Raw genomic sequence first — 24,933 nt, 5'->3', positions numbered from 1 at the left:
CAGAAGAGGCGAAGAATTGATAAAACGACAAAGAAAAAGCGTCAGGATGAAAGTCTCTGACGCTTTGTTTATCTCTGTGATTTGCTCTAGCTAAATAAAGCGTAAAACGCTAAAAGCAAAATGCCTAGTCGTCGTTGCTATTTTCTTTATCGGCAAACAGCGATGGCGCCCATAAACTTGGGTCGACATCCTGGAATTTGGCGCGCACAAACTCATCTTTGAGAGTAAACGGCACCGTACAATCGAAAATAGTTTTCGTGGTGGTGCCTTTGGATGAAATGCGCGGATCGTATTCCGGCGTCTGGGACGGATCCAGCACGTGACCCGCCACGCCCGGCACGAAGGTGGTATCCAAATCCCCGGAGTAGCGGGTTTGCATCGCCCACAGCACGTCGTCGGTGTCGAACAGGTCAACATCTTCATCGACAATAATGACGTTTTTCAGCTCGCGATAGACCGCCAACGCGATCAGCGCGGCCTGTTTGGTCATGCCATCATCGGCAGCGCTGCGTTTTTTAACCTGCAAAATAGCTAAAAATTTCCCGCCGCCCGAACTGTGCGCGTAGACGTTTTTGACCAGTCCCGGCAAGGCATTTTCGCACTCGATGTGAATGCTCGCTTCCGTCGGGATCCCTGCCAGACTCACGTGCTCTTCGCCCGGGCCGACCAGCGTTTGCAGAATCGGGTTCTTGCGCGTGGTAATGGCTTTAACTTTGATAACCGGCAACGAAGGATTGGCGACGCCGGTGTAACCCGGGAATTCGGGCATCGCTTTGCCCGTGTGCGAGTTCCCATCTTCCGCGACGCGAACGTTAGGTAAAATTTCCCCTTCGATCACGATTTCTGCCCGCGCGATGGCGCGCTGATTGATACTCAAACATTCGACCAGCTCCACCGGCTTGCCGCGCAGGCCGCCCGCCACGCACAGCTCGTTAAAACCAAACGGCGTGGTTGGCGCTTCAAATTCGGCACCGATATAAATCGCCGGGTCCAGCCCCATATTAATCGACACGGCCAGCGGCTTGCCGGCTTGCTCCGCTTTCTGTCTGAAGGCGTCAATATGACGACCCGGCGCGAAGAAGATCGACATTTCATCTTTGCTCTGCACGCAAAGCCGGTGAATGGTGACGTCGGTGTTGTCGCGATCGTCTGGATCGCTACCTAATACAAGGCCGAGACAAAAGTACGGGCCCGCATCTTCCGTCGTATTGGTCGGCGCAGGCAGCAGCTTGCGCAAGTCAAAACCTTCGTCGTCGGCGCGATACACCACCTCTTGGCAAGGCGCGTCTTTTCTTTCGACGGTCACGGGTGGCGTCACGTTTTTATGCGCGTCGGCCATTTGAATGCCCAGTTCGCGCTCCGGCGCGCCCAGTAAAGCGCTCACTCGTTTGCGGCTCGCCATCAGTCCGACCAGCACTCGCGCATCAGGAAAGCCTTTAATTTTGTTGAAGGTCATGGCAGGCCCGATGCGCGTAGGTCGCATCACCGTTCCGCCCGCGCCGATATGGCGATAAACGCCCGCCAGCTCGCCAATCGGATCAATCTCGCGATCGGTTTCAATATATTGACCCGGAATTTTTTTCAGCAGTTCGATAGCGGATCGCAAATCATTGACTGGCGGCACTTTCCAGCCCTGTGGATTGGCTTCGCCCGGCTTTACCTCGCGATAAGAGGAAGGTTTTCTCTGCGGCATGACGTGCTCCTTATGCTTTTTCGGCGTGAGTTTTCAGGCGGAACAACACTTCGCCCCAGTAGGCGTTGCAGAACGGCAGGTGCGGGTCGTTGATTTGCCATTCGCCGTCGCTGAGTTGCACCAGCACCACGCCTTCTTGCAGATCCGAAACGGTAAACGTCAGCACCTTGCCCGGCGACGATCCCGGCCCTTCGATGCAGGTCTGGACCAGTAATGTCTCAGGTTCGAGCTTGTCGGTGCGCCAGCTAAATTGCATCTCCGCCTTCGGTTTCAGCGTAAGGATCAGGCCGGGCGCAATATCCCCTTCCACGCTCCCTTCGTGCCAGGCTTCCATCTCGGCGATATTGCTTAACGCTCGCCAGACTACCTCGCGCGGCGCATTAATCTTGACGGCATGGTGAAGTGTGTTCATCTGCTTCCTCCCTGGGCTCGCGGCCAAAAAAAACGTATCATTTGGTTCGAAAAAGTTTTTAAAGTGTAGCAAAGGAATTTGGCGGATTAAGGCGGGCGCGCAGTTTGTATGTATAACTGTTTCTATAACGGGGATTATTACGGACGAAGGCGAATTTTTTTACATTTAATAATGAAGGGAAACGAAGTCGATGGAATTTGTATTAAAAAAAACGGGAACTCTTTTAGTCACGACGTTTCCATCGCCACTAATAGACTTCCCGTTAATAATCCCGTTGATAATCTCATGATAAAAAGAATTCGGGTTATCAATTTTACTCTACGCGTTAAGGCTTATTTCTATTCTACGCGCCTACGCTTAATAGATTACTTGGCGTAACCTTCAGTAGAGATAGTCAGAGTCACGTCGTCGCCAACGGCCGGCACATATTTGTCCAGCTTGAAGTCTGAACGCTTGATAACACCTGTAGCATCAAAGCCGATAGCCTGTTTTTTCACCATTGGATGCTCGCCCTGCTTGGTCAGCGTTGCGTGCAGAGTGACAGGTTTAGTAATGCCTTTCAGCGTCAGATTACCTTCAACATCAAATTTATTGTCACCTTTAGAGGTCACTTTGGTGCTGTGGAATACGGCTGAAGGATATTTAGAGACGTCGAAATAATCCGCGCCCAGGAATTCTTTAGTCAGAGCAGGAACGTGTGAATCAATTTGCGCCACTGGCAGAGTCACATCAACGCGAGACTGTTCAGGCTTCTCTTTGTCGAAAACAACGGTACCCGTGGTATTTGGAATATCAGCGGTTGGGTGGGAGAAACCGAAATGATTCCAGGTAACGATAACTGAAGTATGTGCCGGATCGAGGGAATAATGCATCGCCGCCGCTTCGGAAAGAGGTGCATACAACGTGGCAGCAGCTAACAGTGGCAAAACAATCTTTTTGACATTTTTCACGCGAATATCCTTTTAAGAAAAACAAACAACAGTACCTAGAGTGTGGTTCATGTTTGCCAATAGGGATAACGAAAAGTTTTGTCTTTAACCCTCAAATAAATTGAGCAATAACGCTGCGTTATTATCGGCCAGTTTCCTTGTTATTTCCGGCGTTTAGCCCTAAATAGTGCGAATAACGCGCGCCAGCCTTGCATTCACTTAAGTCAAATTGCACATTTTAGACGCATACTGTCTATTTATCAGGGTAGCGAGACATGGCGGTGGCGTGTAGGATCAACAAAAATTTGGAATAACCTTATGCGCTGCATTGGCATATCGGCTGTACCAAAAACGGCAGTAAAACATTATCAGCCGTAAAACATGGTTAGCAGTAACACATTATTAATAGGGAGAGCCGTTCCATGGATTGGAGCTGTAAAGTCACCGTACGTCAAAGTCTGCTTAAAAGAACCCTTCGCTCGCGTGGGATGATAACCTTCGGCGCGCTTATTACCCTTCTGGTGTTAACCCATTTCACACTGAATTTCCTGTGCTGGTTTACCTGCGAAGTGGTATTCAAAAACTAATCTGATTTGCGCTGCGCTGCGTAGTTATTGCTATCTTTCTTACGCTGAATAGCTAAAGCCTAAAGTTATTCCTAATCGAAAAACGTTAAATTGCAGCCAATAAAAAAGGCCGGAATCCCGACCTTTTTCTTAACTCGACAACCTATGTCTAGCGAAGAGACAATTAGTTGGTCGCTTTATTTTTCAGGTTTTCAGCGCCCTGCTTGGTTTTATCCCAAGTTTTCTCGGTACCTTGCTTGGTGCTGTGCCATGCTTTCTGAGAGCCTTCAGACACTTTGCTGGTCGTAGAGTTGGTTTTACCCTCTGCAGCATGCTCAGACTTAAGCTTCATCTCTGCGCCTTTATCCTGCGTCTGATGCAGCTTTTCTTTTGCGGTGTCTGCGCCTTTGTTAGCCTGCGCAACGGTTTCATCCGTAGCAGAACCGGTGGTGGTCGCCGCGAAAACTGGCGCTGCAAGTAAGATAGCGGACAGAGCTAAAATTGACTTTTTCATGATTCCCTCATTTATCAGTTATGTTTGGTATGACACTAACAGGATGGCACAAATCCGAAGATATGCGATTCAGATAGCACTGAAAGTGATGGTGGGGAGGATGGGAAGGTTGAATGACGGATAACTGCTAAAGAGGCGTTGCCTTAAAACAATCACGGCGGATATATCCCGAAAAGTCCGCCCCCGTTTCCTTACCCTATTTCAGAGCTTATTTCCCTATCCTGATTCACCTTTTATCGTGACGATAAATAAGGCCGCCACTGATGGTATTTTCTACATTGCTTTGTCAGGTATTGAGGGGAAAATATCCGCTTGCTTACTGCTTACCTGTATGCTCGGCACGTACTAGACCTTCAAAGGCTGAACGGATGAAAGATCCTGAATCAGGAAGTGCTATAAATTACCATTAAAAAACCAGCACTTTAATTTCGTCATTTAGCATTAAAGATTTGAGTTTTTCTATCGTTATATATATATATAATATCGATTGATTTACAGGCTCCACTTCATCATCTGTATTATTTGTGGTTTCAAGATGTGAAATCAAATGCAATGGTCTGCAAATCTTTACTCCCTAAGCGATTATAAATCGAGATTTATGCTGCAAGAGCCATAAATGACCTCGAATTCTAAAAAACTACTACAGCAATAGTGTCAATGGACAGCACACTTTCTTTGAGCTGATCCATTCGATAATAAAGGATAAAACGATGTCGAATAAGTTTAAGCGTAGCTCAACCTGTCTTCTTGTTTCTTTGACCCTTCTTCTGAGTGGCTGTGCCAATACAGGGAGTTCTCTATTATCGGGTACTAAACCTGATCCGCGACTGACCAGTGGTGAACAGTCTAGCTTCTTTAGCAGCTCGGCAGTCCAAGGCTGTGGTATCGGTGCTCTGGGCGGCGCTGGTATTGGTGCAATCGCGGGAGCATTGGCCGGCAATACCAAAAAGGTCTTAATCGGGGCTGCAGCTGGCGGCGCCGCGGGATGCGCAGCAGGAGTGGCAACGAATTACTATCTGGATAGTTTGAAAAAAGATTACGCAACAACAGCAGACCGTCTGCAGGCAATGGATAAAGATATTAACAAAGATACTGATAATGTGGCGAAAACAAGCGTCGCCATGAAACAGGTCATCAGTGATAACCATGCCACACTAACCAAAATTAGCATGCAGAAAGACAATGCAGGCTTTGATAAAGCGAATGCCAATAAAGAGCTGGCACAAGTTGATGCCAATATCAAAGTCATGAAAAGCAAAATCAAGGTCATGAAAGAAACAAGCGCGGGTTATAAAGTGGCGTTGCAGGATCAAAAAGCAGGTAATGCAGCTGACAAGGGCAAGCTAATTAAACTCAACAATGAGTATAGCAATCTCAATGTTCAGATTAACGCTCTGGAATCAGAAGCGAATGGTTTATATAGCCAGCGCCAAGCTATTTCACTGGGTTGATTATAACGGGCCGATACTATTATCGGCCTTATTTATGACCTATTGCCTTACCCACTTTTAATTCAGTATTCTCAATTCTTGGATCCCTTCATGAGAAAATACGTACTACTCGCTTCCTTTTTACTTGCCGGATGCGCTACATCTCCTCAGGATTGCGATTTACATGCTCAGGATCCCAGCTTTATGACCAAGCTGAGCTGTGCGACGTCCGGTGGATATAGACAAAAAGTTGATGAGCAGGAACGCAATGTCCTGCAAAGCCAGCGAGAAAATAAAATTGCGCAGCAAGAACTTGCTGATACCCAAATAAGAGAAAAAGCCTCGAGTCAGAAACTCGAAAATGAACGCGCTCGGTTAACAACTGCGCAATTAGATCTGGGGCAAACACTTAAGTCTCTTAAGACCAGCAAAGTTAATAACCAGCAGCGCCAGAAAGAGATAAAACAATTGCAGGAGCTGCAACGTCAATCTCAGCAAGCCAATAGCGCCAGCGACATTACCGCTATCGAGAAGAAAATTGCTGAAGCCAAAAAACGAATCGCAGCGCTTGAGGAAGCCAATACGCTTCAGTAAAACGCCGTTTACGTGGCAGCCTTTTAATGCTGCCACTCGCTTATCAGTATTTGATACTAATAATAATAATGAATTCGGGCTATGCAACGATTAACAAGATCTGCGCCAATTGATGATTCTACCCTCACCCTTTATGAAGAAACGGTCGCTATTATCCACCGTCATCTTCCCCCTTCCCTTGCGCTGCTGTATGCGAGCGCGCGTCGCAATGCAGAAGGGGAACTGGAGTGGTGGACCGAACGACAAGGGCTTGCAACCCCGCAATCAGCATTAAGCGACGCAGAGCAACTCTCAGTTCAGAGTAAGCGTCAGCAGTACCAAAATACTGTTGCAGGCTTGGTTGAACAGCTGAAGGCACTGGGGGAAGAAAAACCGGCACAGGCGTTGCAAACGCTGCTCACTCACTCAGAGAAACTGACCTGTTATAGCGTCGGTGGCGAACCTGTATTAATAAACTGGGTCATTCCTGTGCAGGAATCGCCTGTCGCGGTGGCTCGCGTTCTATGGTGGCGTCGACCTCTACCATGGCTACTTTTGCTGCTGTTATTACTTTTACTGGCACTGATCTGGTGGTGGTTTAATTGCCATCACTCTCCGCAGGCGGCCCTTCCCGTGCAGAGTAAAACGCCGGCAGAAGTGGTTGAACCCGCGCCGAAAAATACCCTGTTAACGCAGGAAAACCCGAGCATCAATCTCGAAAAAAGAAAGGACTTCGGGCGCATTAAAGTGAATCTGACGTGGCAACAGGGCCAGCACCAAGAGTCTATAGATCTTGATATTGCCGCATTTGTTCGTTTCAAAGATGGCAAGACAAGCGGAGTGGAAGCGCTCAGCAAACTTCCCGGCGACTATGACAAACCGCCCTTTGTCGTACTGCAAAAGGATTTACGTGGTGGCGACGAACAAGATGGTGAATGGCTCTTTATTAACGGCAGCCAATGGCAGGAAATTGATGAGGTACTGATTTACAGCTTTATCTACAGTGGTACCGATAACTGGCAGGGCACCGATGCCACTATCACTATTTATGTCCCGGGGCAGCCCCCAATCCGAACCACGCTGAATAATGGCAGTGAAATCAACAACGTCGCGGCAATAGCTCGATTAAAGAACATTGACGGTGATATCAAGGTTGAGCGGCTCAATAGCTTTTTCCGCGATCGGCAGTCAATGGATGAGCATTACGGTTGGGGTTTTAAATGGACACCAATTGCCAGCAAAGATTAACCACGTCTACATGGTTTGCGTGAATTAACCGCCTTACAAGGTTTAGAAAATGCGAAATTCGATTCAGGGACCCCTGTTACGTACCGGAAATAACTCGTCGTTTAAAGCGCTGGGTGAAACCGGTTATCCCGCGTTCAAGATGGCATTTCAGCTACGTGAAGCCATCTATCGCCTTGATGCCGGACGTGATCTGGCACGGCATCTTGCCGTCCCGCAAAATGATCAGGGCGGAGATAGGACCGATTGGTACAGCAGTTTTGCCGGTGATGTCATTCCCTGGAGCGGCGCAACTGAAAGCGAACGTGCCTCCGCACGTCAGCAATTCAACGATTTCCAGGTGGCGGTGCAAACATTAAGTGAGCAGATGCTTAATGCAGAAAAAAGTGGTGCCGGCGGCGATCGCAAGGTCTTCGCACAGTTATTAAAATCAGTCGTTCACTTTCCCGATGATGAGTTTCTTTATCTGGTTAACGGGGTGCTGGTTATTACTTTTTGGGGCTTTATTCATCCAACGGGCGAGCCGCGTAATCCAATGCACTGGCTACAACCGTCTTCCGTAGCCGAAAAAATACCGGTTGCTCCATTAGCTCAGCCGCTGGAGCAGGCAGCATCTTCTGCTGTCCACATTAACGAGACCGTTACGCGCACCCGGCGCTGGAACTGGAACTGGCGCTGGTTACTGTGGTTACTCTTGGCCCTGCTTTTACTCGCTTTATTGCTGGGACTACTTCGCGGCTGCACTCCGTCTGTTTCACTTTCTGGCGTGCCAGGATTGGCCGGTGATAAAAACCTTAGCCAGCCTGTCAGCGATGCTGAAACTCACCACGTTTCAGAGGTAAATACTCCTGCAAGCCCCGACGTGACTCTGCCGGTGACAAGCGATGAAACGCACGTAACCACCAGCTTACCGGTCACGGGCGCAGGTTCGGTTGATGCAAATTCGCCGCTGGATGGCGCACCCGTTCCGGCTGCTTCCGGCGCCGGTGCTGTTACCGGTGCTGGTGCTGGTGCTGGTGCGGCGGATGCCGCGCATGCTGACACTCCCGCGCAAGGAGAAGCTGATAAAACTAGCCAGGTGAACGAGCCGGCAAGCAACAGCGAAGCCAAGAATGTTGCACCTGCCGCCAATGCTGTTACGCCAGGCGCGGCAGAGACGCAAAACAGTGAGCCTCAAAAGCCCAACGTTGCTTCCAATAATGTGCCGCCGTCAGTGCCTGTTCCGGGCAAACCGTTGACGCTTCCGGCTGCCTTGCCTGATGGCCCGGCTCAATTTCTTAACGGGCAATGGCGGGTCAATGGGGGTATTCAGGACAAGCTCACTGGCCGCCCGTTGCAGTTGCAGTACCACTTTGATCAGGGCAATGGCACGGTCAGCGTACGCCAGTCCAATGGAGTGACCTGCACTGGCGCTTCCAAAGGAAGTGTGCAGCAAGGTGAACTCAACATTACGAATCCCGAACAGATGAAATGTAGCGATGGTTCAAACTTTATTGGCCCAACCATAAAGTGCAAAACGCCCGCGTCTGGTCACGCCGATTGTGTCGGCAACAATGATGGGGATAAAACCTTCCCCATTCGTATGCTTCAACCCAATACTTAAACAGGGACGAATTACATTATGTTGCCTGAAATTGTTTCTTTCGATCGTCAAATCACCTTGGTCGGTGACTCCGGAATTCAGTTTATGGATTTCGGCTTAAGCCTTAAACGCCAGCCAGCGGGTGAATTTGTTAAACTCGCGAACGGCGTACTCACTCGCCTAACTTACAACGAACAGCGCGATTACTATTTCTACCAGCCGTCGCCAGACAATTTTGAGAAGGCCAAGAGCCAATACGACGTTCCTGTCGAGCAGAGCCTTAAATTGCTTGATAAAGTCTGGCTTCCTCTTCCCTTGTTCCGTTTTAGCCTGCCGAATATTTATCAGGAAGGGCCACTGAACTGGGCACGTTTTCGTCTGGTGAAACTGCCTGAACCCGATATGGATGGTCATAGCCATCGTATGACTCTGGCTATCGATACCCGCATCATGGCGAAACAGCAATCGGCGGCCGATCTTAGTCCCAATCATGAAGATGTGAACGCCGGTGCCACCTTTGCCGTGGCCACCGCCACCTATGCGCTTAACTGGTATTTAACGCAGGACTGGGTAAAAGAGTGGCTGGTCGAAGTCTTTAAAGATGCCAGTAAAGTCCGTGACATTGACGAACGAGAGGATGAGATAGCCCAGCAGTATCCACTGGCGCACTATCTCAATTTGCTGTCGTTAATGGCTATCCCGCTAGAAGGCCATCAAACACAGACTGAGCCTTCTATCGAACTTCCACAGTTCAAGATGATTGCCAATCGTGAAGTTAACGCCATTAAACCGATCCCGGTCGATCTGATCCTGGATGTGGGTAACTCTCGGACATGCGGTATTTTAATTGAAGATCACGGGCAGTCAGGATCTGGCTTGATGCACAATTACGTGCTCAAACTACGCGATCTTAGTGCTCCGGAGCATGTCTATACCGAACCTTTTGAAAGCAAGGTCGAGTTTTCACAGGCGTTTTTTGGTAAGGATCACTATTCGGTACGCAGCGGCCGTCACGACGCTTTCCAATGGCCGACGATAGCCCGCATTGGGGGTGAAGCGACTCGTTTAGCGTCGCGCCGCCGAGGGAGCGAAGGCTCTACGGGGCTTTCCAGCCCAAAACGTTATCTCTGGGACGAGAAGTTCTATAGTCAGGGCTGGCGCTTTAACGGCAGCTATGTGCAGGATACCAATCCTCTGGCGACTGCGGCTCCTTTTGCCAATTTAATTGATGAAAAAGGCGAAGCGCTGCACACCATTGAAGACGAAATGGATCGCATTCCAGTCTTTACTCCACGCTACTCGCGCAGCTCTCTGATGACCTTCATGTTATCGGAAGTGTTGACTCAGGCTATCAGCCAGATCAATAGCCCGGAGCAGCGTATTCGTGAAGGCCATGCCGGTCTTCCTCGTCAACTTCGACACATTATTCTGACCGTTCCGCCGGGTCTGCCAATGGCTGAACGCTGTATTTTCGAAGACAGAATGCGTCAGGCTGTGGGTTTGGTATGGAAATCCCTGCGCTGGCATACTGGCGAGAACGACCCTTACGCCGATGCGGAAGAAGACCACACCAAGGGCAACATCAAGATTCCGTTGCCTAAAATTCGCGTGGAATGGGACGAAGCCTCCTGTGCTCAGTTAGTGTATCTCTATACGGAGATCAACCAGAACTTCGCAGGCCACCCGGAGATATTTTTCAATACGCTGGGTCGCCCGGATCGGGAAGAGCGTGAAACCATCACCATAGCGTCAATAGATATCGGCGGTGGTACAACGGACCTGGTCATCACCGATTATCGACTGGATCGTAACGGGGTTTCCGGTGGTGGCGCTAACGTGCATATCATTCCCCATCAGCGTTTTCGTGACAGCTTCAAAATCGCAGGCGATGACATTCTGCTAGATGTGATTCAGTCCTACATCCTTCCCGCTTTCGAGTTGTCACTGCGTGAAGCGGGTGTGCGCACAGTCGAAACGCTCATGTCTCAACTGTGCGGTTCACAAAATATCAGTGCTGCCGAATCGGTGCTGCGTCAGCAACTCAGCTTGCAGCTATTTGTGCCACTGGCTCTGCACATCTTGTCGCGTTACGAGCAATATGATCCGCAGGATGAACAGACGCACCTGCTCATAAATCAACGGGTGAGTGAAATCCTGCCTGCTGGCAGTGTCAGTGAAGAGGTTGAAGGCTTTGTGCGCCGTGAAGTGCAAAAGGCGGGTGGCCCTAATGACTTTAAACTGGCTGATATCCACCTCAATCTTCTGCTTTCGAAGATGCATAATGATTTGTGCTCGGGTAAGTTCAACATCGATAAAGTGCTTACCGCGCTGTGCGAGGTTTTATCCTGTTACCACTGTGATCTGCTGCTGCTTACCGGTCGCCCATCGCAACTACCGGGTATTCAAGCCATCGTTCGTCGTAATCTGCCGCTACCTCCGGGACGCATTCTGGCGTTGCATAACTACCAGACAGGAACTTGGTATCCGTTCCATAAAAACGGTCATATTGACGATTCGAAGAGCACCGCCTCCGTCGGCGCAATGCTGTCTCAGCTATGTGCTAACCACAGCATTCCCAACTTCCATTTCCGTATTTCGGCGTTGAAACCTTATTCGACCATTCGCCATATCGGCATCATCGATATGGATAACCTGATCCATGATGCCGACGTTGTCTATCGTCATATTGAATCAGAAGACGGGCAAATTAAATTGCCGGTGGTCATGACTCCGGAAGGCGAAGCCACAACCCAAAGCATTGTTATGCGTGGCGATCTGCGATTAGGTTATCGCCAGCTGGATACGGAACGCTGGAGCGCGGCTCCTTTATACACCCTGCGGTTTAGCGAATCAGGGCGTGAAAAGTTCTCCAAAGCGACATCCAATGACAGCGGCTCGCCTTACCTCAAAGTCAGACTGATGGTTGATAAAGGCAAGGCCGCACGCAAATTGGGGCTTATCAGCGATCGCCTGATCATCGCGGACGTGAGCAGTAATACCGATAAATCTTTCAGTAAGAACGACGTTGAGCTGGAGCTAAATACTATGCCCGATACGGGGCTTATTGATAGTAGACACTGGCTCGATAGCGGGAGTGTGAAAAAATAATGAATAGCGAACAAAATACTCTGCAACAAGGTTGGGCTGCTATCGCTCAGGGCTGTCAGAATGCACTGGGTTGGGTGGACGACGCGCGAACGAGCTCGCGCCGCCTGGATAACGAAGCGGATAAGCTCAACCTGAGTTTGCTGCGCACCCGTAACTTGGCGAAAAGCCTTACCGAGGTTTCTACCACCCCGATGACCGTGGGTTTTTTCGGTATCTCGCAAGCGGGCAAGTCCTATCTTATTTCTGCCTTGGCGGCGGGCAGCAATGGCGAGCTTGAAGCGCGATATGGCAACCGCGTGGTGGACTTTATTAAAGAGGTTAACCCGGTAGGCGGCGGCAAAGAGGCGACCGGTCTAGTCACTCGCTTTACCAGACACGCGCCCGATGCTCCCGAGGGTTATCCGGTACCGCTGCGTCTGTTCAGTGAAATTGATTTGGCAAAGATCCTCGCCAACACGTGGTTCAACGATTTTAACCACGAGCAGTTAAATGACAAGATTGACGAAGAGCGCATTGAAGAAAGCCTGCGTCCTTTCCTGCAACGTGCTGGACAGGCTAGCGCCAATAATGGTGTCAGCAGTGAGGACGTGGTGGCTCTGTGGGACTATCTCAACACGTCATTCAAAAAATCCGTGGAGAAACTTGAGCATGCGTGGTGGCCGCGCGTTCTTAAAATTGCACCGGCGCTCAATCCAAACGAACGTGCGAACCTCTTCTCTCTGCTGTGGGGAGAACAGCCTGAGTTAACCGAGACCTATCGTTCACTCGCCAATGTGCTGGCGAAACTTAATCACCCCAAAATGGTATTTGCCCCTCTGGAAACGCTGATTGATCACAGCAGCGGCAGCATCATGAATGTCGACAGCCTTAATCGTCTGGGCTCGCATCAGGATCGCACCGTCGAAATACGCTTCTGGAGTGAGAATCAGCAAATCAGCAGCGCCACGTTGTCACAAGCTGAGCTGGCGGCGTTGACCTCGGAGCTTATTTTCCCGCTCGCCGACGTGACCAACACGAACGTGATGGATCAAGTCGATTTACTCGATTTCCCCGGCTACCGCGGGCGACTCAAACTCCTCGCGTTGAAGGATGCGGCTCAGGAGGGGCAGAATCCGGTATCGCAGCTGTTGCTGCGCGGCAAGGTCGCTTATCTCTTCGAGCGTTACACCGATAATCAGGAGATGAATGCCCTGGTGGTGTGCGCCAGCTCGTTTAAACAAAGTGACGTTTCCGATGTTGGCCCGGTGCTTACACGCTGGGTGGAGAAGACGCAGGGCAAAACTGCAGAAGAGCGCGGGAAAAATAAAGCAGGCTTGTTCTGGGCCATCACCATGTGTGATATGCGGATCACTGACAATCTCAAAAAAACCGAAAGTCAGTTGAAAGAGGCTTGGGAAGGCATGCTGCATATGACGCTGCTGGAACGTTTTTCCTCGTACGACTGGTTAAAAGAGTGGTCACCTGGCAAGGCGTTTGATAACTGTTTTCTGGTGCGTAAACCTGGAATGGACAGCCCCTTCCTGACGCTCGAAAATGATCCCCATCAGGAGAGCCTTAAAGAAGTAGCGCTTGCTGAACGTTATCGTGAAGTACTCGATACTATGGGTCGTGTCTTTATCACTGGCAATAATGTTCGTCAGCACGTTGCCGAGCCAAATGAGACCTGGCAGGCGATGCTTAAGCTCAACGATGGTGGAATTTCCCGCCTGAGCAATGCATTACGCGGCGTCGCCCATTTAGAGTTCAAATTGCAGCGTCTGCATGCTCAGCTTGTGCAATGTCGCAAAGAAATGGGTGATGAACAGCTTGGCCGTTGGTACGAGCAGGATGGTGATGACAAAGTTGCTAAAAAACAGCTCATTGCTAAAGATCTGTGGGATGGCTTGTCTGCCTGCCCGCATAGTCTGAGTGAGATCATCAGCAGCCTCGATCTGCCTTCTCATGAACTCCCTAATATCTATCTCAGCATTCGTAATCAGGATCAGGAGACGAGCGCAGGCGTTGAAACGCGTCCGCAAAGCGCCTTTGCTGCTAATCCATTTGGTAGCAATCCATTTGGCAGCAATCCATTTGGTAATAATAGCCCTTTTGCCAGCAATCCCTTTGACAGTGCGCCTGCTAATGCGCAGCCTGCTGCTGAATCCGTCGCCGAGCCGGAACCTGTAGGTCGGGATGATGAATTCGCCCATGAGGCATTCAAAGCGTGGGTGGCGCACCTACGAGATTTGCCACAGCAAGTTATCCACTGGCAGCGACTGGGAATGAGCAGTGAGAAGATCATGCTGTTATGCGAAGAGCTGATTACGGCGGCCACGCGTCTGGATCTGGAAGGTTCATTAAAACGTGCGCTGGCAGGTCAGGAGCAGGCAGGTACGCGCCGAGAGCAGTTACGGGCGCGTCAGGTATTGCGTGCCCAACTGACAATACGTGACTTTATTGCCTGGTTTGGCTACCTCTCTTTACCAGAAGAGCAAATTCCACAAAGCTACGTGAGTAGTAAAAAAGTCTTTGCCCGTCAGGCTCCTCTTGCCAGCGATGAGCTGCCGCAACTGGCCTCAGTCGCTCCGCAGCCAGGTGTCGCCTATATGGGTGACTGGCTATCGGCATTAATGAGAATCGTGCTGGAAAATGCAGGCCACAGCGCTACCCGCGATATCTCCATTGAACATAATCGGCAACTTGGCCAAATAATCAGTCAAATGAAACAAGAGAAACTGCCATGCTAGCTAAAATCTTTCCCTGCCAACCCTCTGAGCCGGGTACTGCACAATTGATGATTCGCCTACGTGGCGAACCGGCAGAACTGTCAAGTCTGACCTTTAGTCTTTGCAACAATGAGCAAAACTATCTGCAACCAGACACCAGCTGGAGCCCGATGCCGCACTGGTTTACCATCGATGGCGGCTATCCATTTAACAATGGCAGTGCTTTTCGAATTGGCCCGACCTTGCTTGATCCGCTGCTGGCGAGCGCAAGCCAAGTACAAATTCAGGCTCGGCTAGCGTCGGGTGAAACCCGGAATACAACATTACAGCTGGTACGTGATGAGTTGTTCTCATCCGATGCCCGTGGGCAAACCGGTAACTATAGCGGCAGCAGCGTATTGACCCCTCCTGCGCAAGCCTCGGCCGTCCCAGTGCCAGAGCCTGTTCCGTTAGCAGAAACCGAGCCAACGCCGGAAGAACCGATCCATGCGCCTGTTCGACCTAAACCCAAGCGCAAAGCCTCCCCTATTCCGATGATTGCTGTCGGGATACTTGTGCTGCTGATTGCCGCCGGAGCGTTATGGTGGTTTATGGGTCGGGGCAGCGCCTCTACTCAGCCAGCAACGGCGGACAGCCCATCGGCAGCCCCGGCTGTTACAGCGGCACCTGCTGCAACGGCATCAGCGGAAACCAAAGCCAGTGCCACCGAGTGTTCGCCTGCTACCCTGACCACCCAGAGTGAGCTCGAATTTGTGCAAAATTGCGTGCAACAAAAGCTCGATAGTGACAAGTTGCTGGCCATTATTCAGGCGGCAAAAGAGGCGAAGAAATGCGGTGTAGCGCAGCGTCTGTACGCCTATCGTGCTCAAGGAGGGGATGTCAAAATAGCGCTCGCTTATGCCAAAGAATATGATCCGCAAGATCATAAGCCAAGCGAGTGTTTCAAAACCGCAGATGCAGATACCGCGGCTTACTGGTATGACACCGTACTGCAAACCGAGCCGGGCAACCCGCTTGCGAAACAGCGCCTTGCGGAGCTTAGAAAATGATCAGGAAACATTTTCTTCAGTTGGCCTTACCTTTGTGTGGCCTGCTTTTTATGAATCAGGCTTTAGCCGCAGACGGAAACAAACCCCTGCTGCAGGAAGGAAAGAAAACTTTATTTCAAAGGGTTCTGACCACGCCGGGTTGTAAATTGGGCGCAACGGCTGGCGATGATAAAGGTGAATTACAGCCTGCGTTTAGCAGCTTTTATGTTTATCAAAAAACGGATGTGAATGGGCAAGGCTGGGTCAAGATTGGGCCAGACAGCTATGGTAAAACGATTGGCTGGTTACCGCAATCGTGCACCGTTGACTGGAAAATGCAGCTAACCCTGTCGTTTACCAATCCGGCGAACCGTGACCGGCTGATCTTTTTCAAAGATAAAAAAAGTCTGGATGACATTCTTTCCGCGCCGGACCCTGTCTCAATCGTTGCCCCCTTGCGCGCCCACCTGAAACGCGACGGGAGAGCCGATGGCGTTCTGGCCCAGGAGCCGGAATATTTTGTCGATCTGCAAAAGCATTTCTACCTGTTGCCGATCCTCAGCGGGGAAGAGGTGATGACGGAAAGCGGATTCTATACCCGTTTGCTCAACGTTGCCTCCGTGAGCAAAGCGGATCCTGCCGCCAAGAAGGTTGATGATGTTAACCAGCTTAAAGGATTTAATGCCTCGGTAGTTTTCGTTATCGATTCAACCCTTTCAATGGGCCCGTACATTGAACGGACGAAAGAAGCGGTCAACAAAATTTACGACAAGATCAAACAGGAGCACCTGCAAGATCAGGTTAAATTCGGTTTGGTTTCATTCCGTTCGAACATCAAAGCAGTACCTGGTTTGCAATATACGTCCAAAATCTTCGCCGATCCCAATCAGGTGAAAGATGGCAATGATTTCCTGAAAAAAGTCGCTGGCCTGCAAGAAGCTAAAGTATCTAGCTCTTTATACGATGAGGATTCTTATGCCGGTGTCCTTTCTGCTATCGACAACATTGACTGGAGTCCTTTCGGCGCGCGTTACATCGTCTTGATCACCGACGCTGGCGCCATTGATGGCAGCAACAAACTCTCCTCTACCGGCCTTGATGCCAAACAGTTGCGTCTGGAAGCGGGTAACAAAGGTATTGCTATTTATACCTTGCACCTGAAGACCCCTTCAGGCAAAGACGATCATGCGAAAGCTGAAAACCAGTATCAGGATCTTTCCCGCTTCGACAGCACGCAGTCCGACCTTTATGAATCTGTCGATGCCGGTGACCTTAAAACTTTTGGTCAGCAGGTTGATACTTTAGCCGCCGCCATCACAGCACAGGTCAAGTCCGCCTACATGGGCGATCCGGCGATCGGTAGCGCTATTTATTCTAAAGATGAGGGGAAAAAGCAGACTCCGGAGGACAAATTACTGGGGGATACCGCACTCATTGGTCATGCGATGCAACTGGCTTGGCTGGGTAAAAAGAACGATACCCAGGCACCGCTAGTGTTTAAAGCGTGGATTAGCGACCGCGACCTTATCAAGCAAAACATCCCAACCACAGAGGTTCGCGTGCTGCTCACCAAGGGGCAACTGAGCGATCTGAGCGATGTGGTAAGTCAAATTCTGCAAGCTGCCAACGAAGGCATGATCTCGCCGAATAAGATGTTTGAGCGCTTACGCACGGTGGCCGCCACCATGGGTGCTGACCCTAACCAGCTTAAGCAGCGGGAAAACGCCAAAATCAACGATCTCGGTGTATTAGGTGAATATCTTGCTGATCTGCCTTATCGCAGCGACGTCTTGAATCTTGATGAAGAGACGTGGGAAAGCTGGGATGCCCTGTCGCAGGAGAAATTCATCCGCACCCTGACGACAAAGCTGCGCCATTACCAAATGTATAACGCCGATGTTGATCGCTGGGTTGAGCTTGCAAAAGGTAGTGATCCTCGCGATCGCGTATACCCGGTACCGCTGGAAATGATGCCTTAATGCTACATATAGAAAATTTGTGTGTAGTACGGGGTCAGGGTGCTCAGGCTCATTATGTCTGCCTGCCGCAGCTGACGATACGGCCGGGTGAGATAGTGGCCGTGACCGGTGAAAGCGGCTGCGGAAAAAGTACGCTACTCGAAGCGATCGGCTTATTGCTGCGCCCAGCCAGCGTCGGACGTTTCGAGTTACATGATGAAAAACGGCTGGATGTTGCCAAATTAATCCAAGCCAATCATCAGGCGGAGCTGGCCGACATTCGCGCCCGCCATTTGGGGTTTGTACTACAAAATGGCGGGCTGCTCCCTTTCCTGAACGTGCAGGACAACATTCAACTGCCCTGCCAGCTGCTTGGCTCGTCGCCTGATAAATCGATGTTGGGCAGAGTCATAGAGGTTCTGAAACTTGGCCCGCTGCTGAGCAAGTATCCGGCGCAGTTATCATTTGGTGAAAGGCAGAGAACCGCGTTTGCCCGTGCCATTATGCACCGCCCGGGACTCGTGCTGGCCGATGAACCTACCGCCGCCCTTGATCCCTATAACGCGCAACAGTTGTTTCGCCTGTTTATCGATCTGGTTGCTCAGGAAGGAATGATGGCGCTGGTTGTCTGTCACGACTGGCCGCTGGTGCAACGTTTCAACCTACCTTGTTTAGTTGCTCGTCTTGACTCGGATGTCTCCGACCCGTCTGGAGCACCCGCACAGAGAGAAACCCACTTTGTCCTTTAACCGAACTCTGCTGCTAGGTCGCCTGGCACTGAAAGATTTGTGGCACGACCGCATTATCTCATTTTGTATCGCCTCTTCTCTTGTCGCGGTTATCGCCCCACTCTTGCTGCTGTTTGGCTTACGGTTTGGCATTGTCAGCCAGTTGCAGGGGGAACTTGCCAGTGATCCCCGCAATCTGGAAATCAGGATGCTGAGCAGCGGCAGTTATGATCAAGACTGGATAGAGCAGCTACGTCAGCGCCCCGACGTGGGCTTTGCCATTGGGCAGACACGTTCGCTCAATACTCTTGCCGACCTGCAGGTGGACAGCAGCCATTTCATCGAAAATGCAGAGGTGATCCCTACTGACAGGGGTGATCCGCTGCTGGGCAAGCTTGAGATCCGACATGAAAATGAGGTGGTCTTAACACAGGAGGCCGCTCGAGAACTTGCGGTTAACGTCGGCGATACCGTTACCCTGCGCGTTAATCGTCAGCTTGAAGAACGCCGAGAATGGGGGCGTAAGTCTCTGACCGTCGTCGGTATTTTGCCGCCGACTTACTTCAATCGTGCGGCGATATTTACCCAGCCCTCTTTGCTTAAAATGCTTGAAGATTTCAGAGACGGCTACGCAATCCCGGAATTTGGCGTGAGCAGCGGTCAGCCTATGGGGAGCAAATCACCACGCTATGCCCGTGCCAGACTGTATGCCAAGAGCATAAACAACGTTGCCAGCCTTGAACGCGATTTACGGGCACAGCGCATCGAAACCATCAGCCGATTGGCAGATATTGAAAATGTGAAAAGCATCAATCGGGTGCTGGGGATCATTTTTAATACTATTGCCGCAACCGCCCTTATTGGCTGCATTGCCTCTCTCATCGGTTCATTTATCGCCAACGTCGATCGCAAACGCAAACATATCGCCGTACTGCGCCTTTTAGGCTTTACCGGCCCGGCTGTGGGGACCTATGTGATGCTGCAAGGCGTCCTGCTCAGCCTTTTAGCTTATGTGGGGGGTTACGGTATCTATCTTATCGCCAGTCAGATTTTTAACCGGGCGTTGGCCGGTAGTCATACGACCAACCAGATGCTCTGCAAAATAACCTTGGGGCATAGCCTGCTGGCAATGGCAATGACGGTCATCGTGGCGCTTTTGGTTTCCAGCATTGGGGCTTATCGGGCGATCAATATCGAACCTGCGCAGAGCCTGCGTGAGGTATAAACCCGCCCCACTTAATTTTTAATTAACTTATTTATTAATCATATTGTTTGTTAACCAAGTTGTTTATTAACCAAATTGTTTATTAACCAATTGTTTATTAACCAAACATTGATTAACGGAGATTTTTCGTGACCTTAAAGCTTTCCACTCTGTCGTACGGGTTAGTTCTCGGCCTGCTCGCCAATATGTCCTCTGCGCTTGCGGAGCCTTGGGCTGTAAACACCTGGAATCCAAAACCGGACGACGAAGATATTATCTTGCCTATGCCCTGCGAAGGCTCGATGGCTTTCCGCAAGGTCGAGATCCCGCTGTCAAATCCGCTCGATGATCTGCCTATTACACTGGGCCAGGACAGTGGAGACTGGGGCGTCATCGAACACACCTATCCCGCTTTTATCGCAGGAAGCTTTACGGAGGCGAAAAAGAATACGGGGCGCTATTATCTGATAGCAAAATATGAGCTGACCTCCCTGCAATATCAGGCATTGACGGAAGGCACCTGCCCCACACCCTCGCGTAAACTCAGTATACCCGCCACCGGTATGAGCTGGTTCGATGCGGTAAATGCCGCCAACAAATACAACGAATGGCTACGCGCCAATGCCATGGATAAAATTCCAAAAGAAGATGGAGATCCGGGCTTTTTGCGTCTGCCGACCGAAGTCGAGTGGGAGTTCGCCGCGCGTGGCGGCCTAAAAGTTAATAGCGCCGAGTTCCGTGACCAGCATTATCCAATGGATGACATTAAGAACTATGAATGGTTTTCAGGCGCGCAGTCTTCCAACGGAAAATTACAGCTAGTTGGGCTGCTCAAGCCTAACCCTCTTGGCCTGTATGACATGTTGGGTAATGCTTCAGAGATGATGTTCACTCCTTTTTATCTCAATAAATTAAACCGCTTGCATGGTCAGGCGGGTGGCTTCGTTGTTCGAGGCGGTAACATTCTCTCGGGTCCTGAAGAAATTCGCAGCGCCGTGCGTAAAGAAGTGAACTACTACGACAAGGCCGCCCCTTTCTCCAGTAAAACCACCGGCCTGCGTTTGGTGCTGGTTGCGCCGACCATCACTTCTACCAATAAGGTAAAACAACTCGAAAAAAGTTGGGAAAGCCTGGGAGCGGAAAATCAACCTGATGAAAAGAAAGCCGATGATGCCAAAGACACGGCTAAAGCGCTGGGCAATCTCGCGTCGAATGTCGACGATGCAGGTCTGAAACAAAAATTAAAAGATTTGGAAAACCAGCTGCGCGCCAGCAACCAGCAGCAGCAGGATGAGCGCGATCAGTCAATTCGTGCCAGCCTGAATTTAGGCTCTTTCCTGTGCACCAAGTTGCAGGATGACGGCCGCTTCCTCGATTTCTTAAATCACAACTACGAACTGTTGTGTAAGGATAAAGATGCAAGCGATGCCAATTGCGCCAACCGTAAAACCAAGCTGGGTGAGCAGTCTGACAGACTCCAGCAATTGACGGGTTATTACGCCAGCAGTCTAGTCGATTCGGCCACGTTGTATGGGCAAGATGGGCTTAAACGTGAGGTCTCAGTGTTCGAGCAAATGCTAACATTGAACAAGCGACTCACAGGCCTCAAGCCTTTCCTGGCTGCACATTGGCAGAATCAGCAACAATATTTGGCTAACGGTAAGATTGATACGGCAGGCTGGTTAGAAAACTGCAAACAAACCAATGCAAATCATTAACCCTCACGTGAGGCGAGAAACAGGCTCAAGGGACTCAGAATGGCAACAGAGTTTTGGTTGCTGATTTTGCTAGGTTTTTAGGAAGTTTTGGGAATGTCTGAGAACGGCTTTTGGAGCGGGTGAAGGGAATCGAACCCTCGTATGCAGCTTGGGAAGCTACCGTTCTACCATTGAACTACACCCGCTTCGGTGTGAAGGGCATTATAACCCGTTATCCTCGGGTAGCAAGGAGCACTGGCAGATAACTGCAATATATTTAAGTGTTTAGCGTTTTGATAACCCGCGCTTCCTGCAAAACAAAGGGGCTGCCCGCAAATCTGGCAGCCCCTTTTTCATCACATTTACTTCACCACATCTACATCAATGCATTTACTTCACTGCATTAACTTCATCGCATCTACTTCGTCGCGTTTACTTCAGCGGTGCAAGTTTCTCGATATTCATGTTCCCGAGCAGCTTCTTGTCGACAATCATATCTTCGTCGTTACGCACTTTTTTCACATCGGCGGCGGTGACTTTATCCTGCGCGGTGTTGCCCCAGCTGGTGCGCACAAAGTTCACCACGTCGGCGACCTGCTGGTCGTTCAAACGCCAGCCGAATGCAGGCATGGTGATGTTCGACGGAGCGCCTTTCACGCCCGGCAACGTGTCGCCGGTCAGCACGATGTGGATGATGGAGGTCGGATCGTTTTCCAGCACCACCGGATTGCCCTTCAACTCCGGGAAGAAACGCTTGTAGCCGGTGCCGTCGGTTTTATGACACGCCGCGCAGCTGTCGACGTAAACGGAAGCGCCTGGTTTGCTGTCATCCCCTTTCCACAACGCTTTCGCTACCGTGTCGTCAGGTTTGAAAGCAGGCTGGCTAGCATCTTTGGCATCCAGAGATTTCAGATACTTGGCGATAGCGGTCGCATCTTCCGGCGTCAGATATTGCAGGCTGTGTTTCACCACGTTGGTCATGCCACCAAATACGGCGGTGTGATCGTTACGTCCGGTACGCAGGAACTGGACCAGATCGTCCTCGCTCCAGCGGCCAAGCCCGTTGCGATTGTCGCCGCGCAGATCGCTGGCGGTCCACCCTTCAATCGGTGCCGAGCTTCCCGACAGGAAAGCGTTGCCATCGTCATTGTTCATGGCTTTTTCTTTCATGGTGATGTCGCGAGGCGTGTGGCACGCGCCACAGTGTCCGAGACCTTCAACCAGATAACGGCCTCGCGCCAGCTCTGAATCTTCATTCATTTTGGCGGCAAACGGCTGCACATTCGGCGCGAACGCCGTGCGCCAGATAGCCAGCGGCCAACGCATCGACAGCGGCCACGGAATGTCGCTGTCACGATTAGGTTGGGCGACCGGCTTAACGCCGTGCATGAAGTAGGCATAAAGCGCCTGCATATCGGCATCGCTGACCACGGAATATGACGGGAATGGCATCGCCGGATACAAAGTCTGGCCATTTTTCGCCACGCCTTTCCGAACCGCGTTTTCGAAATCTTCGAGCGTGTAATCGCCGATCCCGTTGGCTTTATCCGGCGTGATGTTAGTGGAATAAATTGCGCCAATCGGCGTCACCATCTTCAAGCCGCCCGCAAACGGCGTGCCGCCTTCGGCAGTGTGGCACGCCACGCAGTCACCGGCGCGCGCGAGATATTCGCCGCGTTTGATAAGCTCGGCACTGCCGTTATCGTCGGCCAGCGCTGCAAAGGCAATCGAGCCCAGGAACAAGGCAGAAAGTAATTTTTTCATCGCAATTTCCTTATGCCTGAACCAGTGGGCCGGGATTTTTCAAATAGGTCTCGCGAATCGCTTTTGCAGACCAGTAAGTCAGTGCCGCGACCATGCCGGTCGGGTTGTAGCCCAAGCCCTGCGGGAATGCGGACGCGCCCGGAACGAAGACGTTATGCACATCCCAGCTCTGCAAATAGCGGTTGATGGCGCTGGTTTTTGGATCTTCACCCATAATTGCGCCGCCGTTCATGTGCGTAGTCTGGTAAACCGTGCTGTCGAAATGCGTATTGGCATTTTTCGGCGCGCCGGAAATGACTTTTGGATTCATCGCCACGGCAATTTTGTGCATCTTTTCATACATAAATTGCGACATTTTGACGTCGTTTTCCTGCCAGTCGAAGGTCATTCGCAGCAACGGTTGGCCGTGAATGTCTTTGTAGGTCGGATCGAGGTCAAGATAGTTGGCGCGATAAGACTGGTGCGCGCCGTGTGCGTCCATCGAAACGTTGTGCGTGTAGGAATCCGCGACTGCCGCTTTCCATTTGCTGCCCCAGGCTGGCGTGCCCGGCGGGGTCGCGACACCTGAAATCGGTTTGGATCCGGCCTGATTTACCCAGAACGGCGATCCGCCAACGAAGCCATACTTAGCGTGGTCAAAGTTATCGGCATTGAAATCATCTACGCCAACCCCTGCGCCACCGGCACCGATAAAGGTGTTGGTGAACGTGTCGGTATCGAAGAAAGTCTTGATAGTCGTCAGGTTTTGATAGGCAAAGTTACGGCCTACTACGCCTTCATTGGTGATCGGATCGTATGGCTTGCCAATGCCTGAAAGCAGCATCAGGTGGACGTTGTGGAACTGGAAGGCGGACAAAATCACCAGATCGGCGGGCTGTTCAACCTGCTGGCCCAACGCGTCGACATAGGTCACGCCGGTGGCGCGCTTTTTGTCGTCGGTCAGATTAACTCGCAGCACGTAGGCGTTATTGCGCAACTCGAACTGCGATTCCTGACGCAGCGAAGGCAAGATATTGACGTTCGGCGAGGCTTTTGAATACATGTAGCACGCGTAACCACTGCAATATCCGCAGAAGTTGCACGGCCCCATTTGCGCGCCGTAAGTGTTGGTATACGGGCCGGATGTGTTGGCCGATGGCAGGTCATAAGGATGATAACCCACTGATTCTGCTGCCTGTGCAAACAGCTGCGCAGAATAGGTGCGCTTTTGTGCAGGCAGCGGGAATTTGTCGGAACGGTCTGGCGCAAACGGGTTGCCGAGGCCTTTCGCTCCGACCTGCTGGCCTTTAATCGTCCACGGCGAACCAGAGGTGCCGAACACTTTTTCGGCTTTATCGAAGAACGGCTCGAGCTCGTTATAGTTCACGCCGAAATCCTGAATGGTCATGCCTTCAGGAATGAATTTCTTGCCGTAGCGCTCTTCATAGTGGCTGCGCATGTTCAGCTCGATAGGATCGACACGGAAATGCACGCCGGACCAGTGCAGCCCCGCGCCGCCGGTACCGGTACCAGGCAAGAACGCATTGAGCTGGCGATAAGGCATGGCGGTCTGCGTCACGTTATGACGAATCGTTACCGTGCTCTTCGACAGATCTTGGAACAGCTTTTTACGGATGTTATAGGTAAGCTCATCAACCACTTGCGGATACGCGCCGTCAGGATAAGTATCACGGCTCGGACCGCGCTCCAGTGCGACAACGCTTAAACCGGCTTCGGTCAGCTCTTTGGCCATGATTGAACCAGCCCAACCAAAACCGACGATTACTGCATCAACTTTCTTCATTGCTTTAGGCATAG

General features: G+C 51.0%; 18 protein-coding genes and 1 tRNA gene. 12 read left to right on the top strand and 7 right to left on the bottom strand.

Annotated elements, in window-relative coordinates; all coding sequences use genetic code 11:
• Positions 1-124 precede the first annotated feature (124 nt).
• The 3 genes from SC206_RS12095 to SC206_RS12085 form a co-directional block, all read right to left on the bottom strand.
• The gene (locus SC206_RS12095; RefSeq protein WP_332737527.1) at positions 125-1,693 is read right to left on the bottom strand and encodes a UbiD family decarboxylase; all 1,569 of its coding nucleotides are present in this window, start codon (positions 1,691-1,693) and stop codon (positions 125-127) included.
• A gap of 10 nt (positions 1,694-1,703) precedes the next feature.
• Complete coding sequence (locus tag SC206_RS12090; protein ID WP_332737525.1) at positions 1,704-2,105, bottom strand: SRPBCC family protein; 402 nt, start codon at positions 2,103-2,105, stop codon at positions 1,704-1,706.
• 365 nt (positions 2,106-2,470) lie between these two features.
• Positions 2,471-3,055, bottom strand: a complete 585-nt coding sequence (locus SC206_RS12085; RefSeq protein WP_332737523.1) for a YceI family protein — start codon at positions 3,053-3,055, stop codon at positions 2,471-2,473.
• A gap of 401 nt (positions 3,056-3,456) precedes the next feature.
• Here SC206_RS12085 and SC206_RS12080 point away from each other — a divergent pair, with 401 nt between their 5' ends.
• A complete protein-coding gene (locus tag SC206_RS12080) occupies positions 3,457-3,621 on the top strand; it encodes a hypothetical protein (protein WP_332737521.1) in 165 nt (54 codons plus the stop codon).
• Between the two features lie 163 nt (positions 3,622-3,784).
• Here SC206_RS12080 and SC206_RS12075 read toward each other — a convergent pair whose 3' ends face one another.
• The gene (locus SC206_RS12075) at positions 3,785-4,114 is read right to left on the bottom strand and encodes a hypothetical protein (RefSeq protein WP_332737519.1); all 330 of its coding nucleotides are present in this window, start codon (positions 4,112-4,114) and stop codon (positions 3,785-3,787) included.
• A gap of 710 nt (positions 4,115-4,824) precedes the next feature.
• Here SC206_RS12075 and SC206_RS12070 point away from each other — a divergent pair.
• From SC206_RS12070 to SC206_RS12020, 11 genes are all read left to right on the top strand, one after another.
• Positions 4,825-5,565, top strand: a complete 741-nt coding sequence (locus SC206_RS12070; protein ID WP_332737517.1) for a hypothetical protein — start codon at positions 4,825-4,827, stop codon at positions 5,563-5,565.
• Positions 5,566-5,748: 183 nt separating this feature from the next.
• Positions 5,749-6,138: a hypothetical protein gene (locus SC206_RS12065; protein ID WP_332737515.1), complete on the top strand. Its 390-nt coding sequence runs from the start codon at positions 5,749-5,751 to the stop codon at positions 6,136-6,138.
• 81 nt (positions 6,139-6,219) lie between these two features.
• Entirely contained in the window at positions 6,220-7,365 is a 1,146-nt protein-coding gene (locus tag SC206_RS12060; RefSeq protein ID WP_332737513.1) for a tellurite resistance domain protein, read from the top strand.
• A 49-nt stretch (positions 7,366-7,414) separates the two neighbouring features.
• Positions 7,415-8,965 carry an SrfA family protein gene (locus tag SC206_RS12055; RefSeq protein WP_332737511.1) on the top strand — a complete coding sequence of 517 codons (1,551 nt, stop codon included), beginning with the start codon at positions 7,415-7,417 and terminating at the stop codon, positions 8,963-8,965.
• A gap of 18 nt (positions 8,966-8,983) precedes the next feature.
• On the top strand, positions 8,984-12,052 hold the full coding sequence (locus tag SC206_RS12050; RefSeq protein WP_332737509.1) for a virulence factor SrfB: 3,069 nt from the start codon (positions 8,984-8,986) through the stop codon (positions 12,050-12,052).
• Positions 12,052-14,778: a putative virulence factor gene (locus tag SC206_RS12045; protein ID WP_332737507.1), complete on the top strand. Its 2,727-nt coding sequence runs from the start codon at positions 12,052-12,054 to the stop codon at positions 14,776-14,778. Before SC206_RS12050 ends, SC206_RS12045 begins: the two co-directional genes overlap by 1 nt.
• The gene (locus SC206_RS12040; protein ID WP_332737505.1) at positions 14,772-15,806 is read left to right on the top strand and encodes a hypothetical protein; all 1,035 of its coding nucleotides are present in this window, start codon (positions 14,772-14,774) and stop codon (positions 15,804-15,806) included. The genes SC206_RS12045 and SC206_RS12040 overlap by 7 nt, the downstream gene beginning before the upstream one ends.
• Positions 15,803-17,764 (top strand): vWA domain-containing protein, encoded by a 1,962-nt coding sequence (locus tag SC206_RS12035; RefSeq protein WP_442976083.1) that lies wholly within the window; start codon positions 15,803-15,805, stop codon positions 17,762-17,764. Before SC206_RS12040 ends, SC206_RS12035 begins: the two co-directional genes overlap by 4 nt.
• On the top strand, positions 17,764-18,492 hold the full coding sequence (locus tag SC206_RS12030; RefSeq protein ID WP_332737501.1) for an ABC transporter ATP-binding protein: 729 nt from the start codon (positions 17,764-17,766) through the stop codon (positions 18,490-18,492). The genes SC206_RS12035 and SC206_RS12030 overlap by 1 nt, the downstream gene beginning before the upstream one ends.
• The gene (locus SC206_RS12025; protein ID WP_332737499.1) at positions 18,482-19,696 is read left to right on the top strand and encodes an ABC transporter permease; all 1,215 of its coding nucleotides are present in this window, start codon (positions 18,482-18,484) and stop codon (positions 19,694-19,696) included. Before SC206_RS12030 ends, SC206_RS12025 begins: the two co-directional genes overlap by 11 nt.
• 128 nt (positions 19,697-19,824) lie before the next feature.
• The gene (locus SC206_RS12020) at positions 19,825-21,393 is read left to right on the top strand and encodes an SUMF1/EgtB/PvdO family nonheme iron enzyme (RefSeq protein WP_332737497.1); all 1,569 of its coding nucleotides are present in this window, start codon (positions 19,825-19,827) and stop codon (positions 21,391-21,393) included.
• 111 nt (positions 21,394-21,504) lie between these two features.
• Here the strand turns inward: SC206_RS12020 and SC206_RS12015 are convergent.
• The 3 genes from SC206_RS12015 to SC206_RS12005 all read right to left on the bottom strand — a co-directional run bounded on the left by SC206_RS12015 (position 21,505) and on the right by SC206_RS12005 (position 24,931).
• Positions 21,505-21,578 (bottom strand) — tRNA-Gly (locus SC206_RS12015).
• A gap of 226 nt (positions 21,579-21,804) precedes the next feature.
• Positions 21,805-23,136, bottom strand: coding sequence for a c-type cytochrome (locus SC206_RS12010; RefSeq protein ID WP_332737495.1), 1,332 nt, complete (start codon positions 23,134-23,136; stop codon positions 21,805-21,807).
• A 10-nt stretch (positions 23,137-23,146) separates the two neighbouring features.
• Positions 23,147-24,931, bottom strand: a complete 1,785-nt coding sequence (locus tag SC206_RS12005) for a GMC family oxidoreductase (protein ID WP_332737493.1) — start codon at positions 24,929-24,931, stop codon at positions 23,147-23,149.
• Positions 24,932-24,933 lie beyond the last annotated feature (2 nt).

Origin of the sequence: Rouxiella sp. T17, assembly GCF_036663475.1 — a bacterium.
GTDB lineage: Bacteria > Pseudomonadota > Gammaproteobacteria > Enterobacterales > Enterobacteriaceae > Rouxiella.
Note: the sequence above shows the minus strand (reverse complement) of the source record. Positions and strands in the feature narration are given on the sequence as shown.

Excerpts from the sequence above, each read along its gene's own strand:
- SC206_RS12035 (WP_442976083.1), top strand. The coding sequence starts at position 15,803 with ATGATCAGGAAACATTTTCTTCAGTTGGCCTTACCTTTGTGTGGCCTG.
- SC206_RS12075 (WP_332737519.1), bottom strand. The coding sequence starts at position 4,114 with ATGAAAAAGTCAATTTTAGCTCTGTCCGCTATCTTACTTGCAGCGCCA.
- SC206_RS12045 (WP_332737507.1), top strand. The coding sequence starts at position 12,052 with ATGAATAGCGAACAAAATACTCTGCAACAAGGTTGGGCTGCTATCGCT.
- SC206_RS12030 (WP_332737501.1), top strand. The coding sequence starts at position 17,764 with ATGCTACATATAGAAAATTTGTGTGTAGTACGGGGTCAGGGTGCTCAG.
- SC206_RS12060 (WP_332737513.1), top strand. The coding sequence starts at position 6,220 with ATGCAACGATTAACAAGATCTGCGCCAATTGATGATTCTACCCTCACC.
- SC206_RS12010 (WP_332737495.1), bottom strand. The coding sequence starts at position 23,136 with ATGAAAAAATTACTTTCTGCCTTGTTCCTGGGCTCGATTGCCTTTGCA.
- SC206_RS12080 (WP_332737521.1), top strand. The coding sequence starts at position 3,457 with ATGGATTGGAGCTGTAAAGTCACCGTACGTCAAAGTCTGCTTAAAAGA.
- SC206_RS12040 (WP_332737505.1), top strand. The coding sequence starts at position 14,772 with ATGCTAGCTAAAATCTTTCCCTGCCAACCCTCTGAGCCGGGTACTGCA.
- SC206_RS12090 (WP_332737525.1), bottom strand. The coding sequence starts at position 2,105 with ATGAACACACTTCACCATGCCGTCAAGATTAATGCGCCGCGCGAGGTA.
- SC206_RS12065 (WP_332737515.1), top strand. The coding sequence starts at position 5,749 with ATGACCAAGCTGAGCTGTGCGACGTCCGGTGGATATAGACAAAAAGTT.
- SC206_RS12070 (WP_332737517.1), top strand. The coding sequence starts at position 4,825 with ATGTCGAATAAGTTTAAGCGTAGCTCAACCTGTCTTCTTGTTTCTTTG.
- SC206_RS12055 (WP_332737511.1), top strand. The coding sequence starts at position 7,415 with ATGCGAAATTCGATTCAGGGACCCCTGTTACGTACCGGAAATAACTCG.
- SC206_RS12050 (WP_332737509.1), top strand. The coding sequence starts at position 8,984 with ATGTTGCCTGAAATTGTTTCTTTCGATCGTCAAATCACCTTGGTCGGT.
- SC206_RS12005 (WP_332737493.1), bottom strand. The coding sequence starts at position 24,931 with ATGCCTAAAGCAATGAAGAAAGTTGATGCAGTAATCGTCGGTTTTGGT.
- SC206_RS12095 (WP_332737527.1), bottom strand. The coding sequence starts at position 1,693 with ATGCCGCAGAGAAAACCTTCCTCTTATCGCGAGGTAAAGCCGGGCGAA.